Below are 4919 nucleotides of genomic sequence, written 5' to 3' on the forward strand. Positions count from 1 at the left end.
ACCGTGTGCCGCGAGGCGAGCGCCACCACGTCGACGTCGTCGGCCGCCGGGCCGCGCCCGAACCCGATGAGGGGAGCGGTGGCCGGACCCGACGCGGACAGCGGGACGTAGGCGCCACCGACGAAGCTCGCCGGCCGTTCGCGGCGCAGCCGCAGCGCCGACCGCACGACCGCGAGCTTCGCGGTACCGGCGTCGTCCACGGCCGGCGGCGGGTCCTGCTCGAGCAGCCGGCGCCTCGCGGCGAAGTCCACCGGCCGCCGGTTGTCCGGGTCCACGAGCGAGTCCTCCCACAACTCGGTGCCCTGGTACACGTCGGGGATGCCGGGTCCGAGCAGCTGCAGCAGCTTCTGCCCGAGCGAGTCCGCGGAGAAATGCGGGGCCAGCGACGCGACGAACTCGGTCAGCGACGCGCCGACAGGCCCGTCGCACACCGCGTCGAGCCAGGCCGCCACCGCGCCCTCGAACTCCTCGTCCACCTCCGTCCAGGTGGTGCGCACGCCGTTCTCCCGCAGGGCTTTCCGGGCGTACTCGTGCAGCCGGGACCGCAGCTCCTCCGTCACTCGACCGTCACGCGGCCAGGCCCCGAAGATGTTCTGCCACAAGAACAGTCCCGAGGCGGCGTCCGGGGGCGGTGTGACGGATTCCCATTCGGACAGGCACGCCGCCCACAGTTGCGGCACCTGCGAGAGCACCCCGATACGGGCGCGGACGTCCTCGCCGCGCTTGGTGTCGTGGGTGGACAGCGACGTCATCGCACGCGGCCACCACCGCGCCCGTTCCGACCAGGCGAGGTGGAATTCGGCGACGGGCAGCCCGAACCGGCCCGGGTGGCCGCCGACCTCCTGGAGGGAGACCAGCCGCGCCGCGCGGTAGAACAGGCAGTCCTCGACCGCCTTGGCGGTCGCGGCGCCGCACACCTGCCCGAACCGGGCCGCCGCCTCTGCGCCCCGGGCCAGGGCCCGCGACAGCACCTCGAGCGCGGGTTCGAGCGCGGGTTCGGCGCGGGCGCACTCACCCAGGATGCGGGGCAGCATCCCGGCCAGGGGCGCGTAGTCGGACCGGTACACGGGCAGCTCCGCCACCACCGCGATCACCGCGTCGCGCAGGTGCTCGTCCGGACAGGTCGCATCGGCGGCGTCCCGGCGGACCGCCCGCACCAGCCGGCGCACCTCCGGTGCCAGACCCGCCTGCAGCACCGTGCTCTTGAGCTGTCTCTCCTGCGCGTGCAGCCACTGCGCGTCGCCGGGCGCGCCGGTGCGGTCACGCGAGAGCGCGTCGAGGTCCTTCTCACCGCGCGGATCGAGGAACACCGCACCGACCTCGCCGAGCGCGTCGTAGCCGGTGGTGCCGTCGACCGGCAGGGTCGGGTCGAGCGGTTCGCCGTCGCCGAGGATCTTCTCGACGACCAGCCAGCGGTCCGGGCCGACGAGCTCGCGCAACCGCTGCAGGTAGCCGGTCGGGTCCGCCAGTCCGTCCGGATGGTCCACGCGGACGCCGTCGGTGAGGTCGTCGTCCATCCACGACGCCACCTGGGCGTGCACCGCGTCGAACACCGCCGGATCCTCCACCCGCACCGCGGCGAGATCGTCGACGGTGAAGAACCGGCGGTATCCGATCAGGCCGCTGTCCCACGGCACCAGCCGGTACGCCTGCCGCGCATGCACCTCCGCTCCGGTTCCCGCGTCGGTGCCCGGGGCGATCGGGAAGCGCCGCTCGTAGTAGGCCAGCGTCGGCTCGTCACCGGTACGGTCCACGGTCAGATCCTCGACGTCGGTCGCCGACCCCAGTACGGGCAGGGCGATCCGGCCGTCGCAGCCGTTGTCCGCGTCCCAGTCGACGTCGAAGTACGTCGCGTACGGCGAGGTGCGGCCGTGCCGCAGCACGTCCCACCACCACGGGTTCTCCCGCGGATCGCCGACGCCGACGTGGTTGGGGACGATGTCGATCAGCAGACCCATCCCGCGGGAGCGGACCTCGCGGGCCAGGGCCGCGAGACCCTCGCGGCCGCCGAGCGCCGCCGACACCGTCGTCGGATCCACCACGTCGTACCCGTGGGTCGAGCCGGCCGCGGCGCTGAGCACGGGGGACAGGTACACGTGGGAGACGCCGAGCGCGTCGAGGTAGTCCACGAGCGCGATCGCGTCCGCGAAGGTCGTCCCGTCGCCGGTGAGCTGCAGCCGATACGTCGACGACACCGGGCGCGGGCTCATGCGGTCCTCCGCATCACCAGCAGCGAACGGGCCTGCACCCGCACCGACTCCCCGGCGGTCACCACCTGCTCGCGCAGCCCGTCCGGCACGTCCGTGTCCAGCGCCACCGACCATTCCTCGGCGTGCGGACCGTCGGGGGTGACGAAATCGATCGGCTCGTCGTGCGCGTTGAAGCACAGCAGGAACGAATCGTCGACGACCCGTTCGCCGCGCTGGTTCGGCTCGTGGATGCCCTCGCCGTTGAGGAACACCGACAGCGACTTGCCGAACCCGCTGTCCCAGTCCTCCGGCGTCATCTCCTCGCCCGCCGGGGTGCGCCAGGCGATGTCACGGGACTGCTCGCCGCTGCGGATCGGGCGGCCCTCGAAGAACCGCCGTCGCCGGAACACCGGGTGCGACCGGCGCAGCGCGATCACGTTGCGGGTGAACTCGAGCAGGTCCGCGTTCGTCTCCGCCAGCGACCAGTCCATCCAGGACAACTCGTTGTCCTGGCAGTAGACGTTGTTGTTGCCCTGCTGCGTGCGCCCGAACTCGTCGCCGTGCGCGAGCATGGGGGTGCCCTGGGACAGCATCAGCGTGGCCAGGATGTTGCGGCTCTGCCGCTGCCGCAGCGCGAGCACGTCCGCGTCGTCGGTCGGGCCCTCCACGCCGCAGTTCCACGAGCGGTTGTGTGACTCGCCGTCCATGTTGTTCTCGCCGTTGGCGTCGTTGTGCTTCTCGTTGTAGGAGACCAGGTCGGCGAGGGTGAAGCCGTCGTGGGCGGTGACGAAGTTGATCGACGCGCTCGGCCGGCGGCCGGTGGCCTCGTACAGGTCCGACGAGCCGGTGAGCCGGGAGGCGAACTCGCCGAGCGTGGCCGGTTCCCCGCGCCAGTAGTCCCGGACCGTGTCGCGGTACTTGCCGTTCCACTCGGTCCACAGGCCGGGGAAGTTGCCCACCTGGTAGCCGCCCTCACCGACGTCCCACGGCTCGGCGATCAGCTTGACCTGCGAGACGATCGGATCCTGCTGCACGAGGTCGAAGAACGCGGACAGCCGGTCCACGTCGTGCAGCTCGCGGGCCAGGGTGGAGGCCAGGTCGAAGCGGAATCCGTCGACGTGCATCTCGGTCACCCAGTAGCGCAGCGAATCCATGATCAGCTGCAGGGTGTGCGGATGGCGGGCGTTGAGGCTGTTGCCGGTGCCGGTGTAGTCCATGTAGTAGGACTTGTCGTCGTCGACCAGCCGGTAGTAGGCGGCGTTGTCGATGCCGCGGAAACAGATCGTCGGCCCCATGTGGTTGCCCTCCGCGGTGTGGTTGTACACCACGTCGAGGATCACCTCGATGCCCGCCTCGTGGTAGGCGCGCACCATCGCCTTGAACTCGGCGACGACGCCGCTCGGGTTGCTGGCCGACGAGTAGTCCAGGTGCGGAGCCAGGAAGCCGAAGGTGTTGTAGCCCCAGTAGTTCCGCAGGCCCCGGTCCAGCAGCACCTGATCCTGCATGAACTGGTGCACGGGCATCAGTTCGATCGCGGTGACCCCGAGACTCTGCAGGTGCTCGATGATCACCGGGTGGGCCAGCCCCGCGTAGGTGCCGCGCAACTGCTCCGGCACGCCCGGATGGGTCGCGGTCATGCCCTTCACGTGGGCCTCGTAGATGACGGTCTCGTAGTAGGGCCGGCGCGGATGCCGATCGGAGACCCAGTCGAAGAACGGGTTGATCACCACGGTCGTCATCGTGTGTCCGAGCGAATCCAATTGGGGGAAATCGGGATTCGACGGTTCTTTGGGCTCGGTGGCGGACTCGGCCGGCGTGTCGTTCTCGTCGCCCGACTCCGCGGTGGCCGCACCTGGAGCGTCCGCACCGGAGGCGTCCTCCGCGGCCGCGTCCGACTGCTCCGGTTCCGACGGGGCCTCCTCGGCCTCGGACCCCGTCATGGCGTACGAGAACAGCGACGCATCGCCGTCGAACGCGCCGTCGAAGGCCTTGCCGTACGGGTCGAGCAGCAACTTGCTCGGATCGCAGCGCAGACCCTGCCCCGGATCGTAGGGGCCGTGGACGCGGTAGCCGTAGCGTTGGCCGGGGGTCACCGTGGGGAGGTAGACGTGCCAGACGTTGCCGTCGACCTCCTCGATCGGCACGCGGGTCTCGGTGCCGTCCTTGGCGATCAGGCACAGTTCGACCTTCTCGGCGACCTCGGAGAAGAGGGCGAAGTTCGTCCCCGCCCCGTCGTAGGTCGCGCCGAGCGGATAGGCGTTCCCCGGCCACACCGGGATCTCGGCCGGGAGGGCCTCGGTGGACGTGCTCGGCTCGGTGGGTTCCATGACGGCAACCCTAGCGGGATCCTCGGTCGTGTACGGACCGAGTGAGCCGGTCTGGCGCAGGTGCCGACCGGCCGCGCGGCGCGGACGCCTACAGTCGGACCCCGTGACCGTTCGCCGCCTGAATCCCGACGAGGTCGCCACGCTCGACGCGGCGCACCTGTGGCATCCCTACGGGGCCGTTCCCGCATCGACCGTGCCGCTCGTGGTCGACGAGGCCCACGGCACCCGGCTGCGGCTGGCCGACGGCCGGGAACTCGTCGACGGCATGAGCTCGTGGTGGGCCGCCGTGCACGGATACCGCCACCCCGCCCTCGACGCGGCGGTCACGCGCCAACTGGGGCGGATGAGCCACGTGATGTTCGGCGGGCTCACCCACGAGCCGGCCGCGCGGCTCCCCGGGCCG

At 71.1% G+C, this 4919-nt stretch carries 3 protein-coding genes; 1 reads left to right on the forward strand and 2 read right to left on the reverse strand.

All coding sequences use genetic code 11. The annotated features are described in order from the left end of the window. Positions 1-2210 (reverse strand): malto-oligosyltrehalose synthase (treY, locus tag OEY_RS28650; protein WP_010595231.1); only part of this gene is annotated, 2210 nt, incomplete at its 3' end. After that, positions 2207-4516 carry a glycogen debranching protein GlgX gene (glgX, locus tag OEY_RS0118065; protein ID WP_010595232.1) on the reverse strand — a complete coding sequence of 770 codons (2310 nt, stop codon included), beginning with the start codon at positions 4514-4516 and terminating at the stop codon, positions 2207-2209. The genes treY and glgX, both read right to left, overlap by 4 nt. A gap of 103 nt (positions 4517-4619) precedes the next feature. On the opposite strand from glgX, the gene OEY_RS0118070 reads away from it, so the two are divergent. Beyond that, positions 4620-4919 (forward strand): aminotransferase class III-fold pyridoxal phosphate-dependent enzyme (locus OEY_RS0118070; RefSeq protein ID WP_010595233.1); only part of this gene is annotated, 300 nt, incomplete at its 3' end.

Origin of the sequence: Rhodococcus sp. P14 (assembly GCF_000256505.1) — a bacterium.
Taxonomy (GTDB): Bacteria; Actinomycetota; Actinomycetes; order Mycobacteriales; family Mycobacteriaceae; genus Rhodococcus; species Rhodococcus ruber.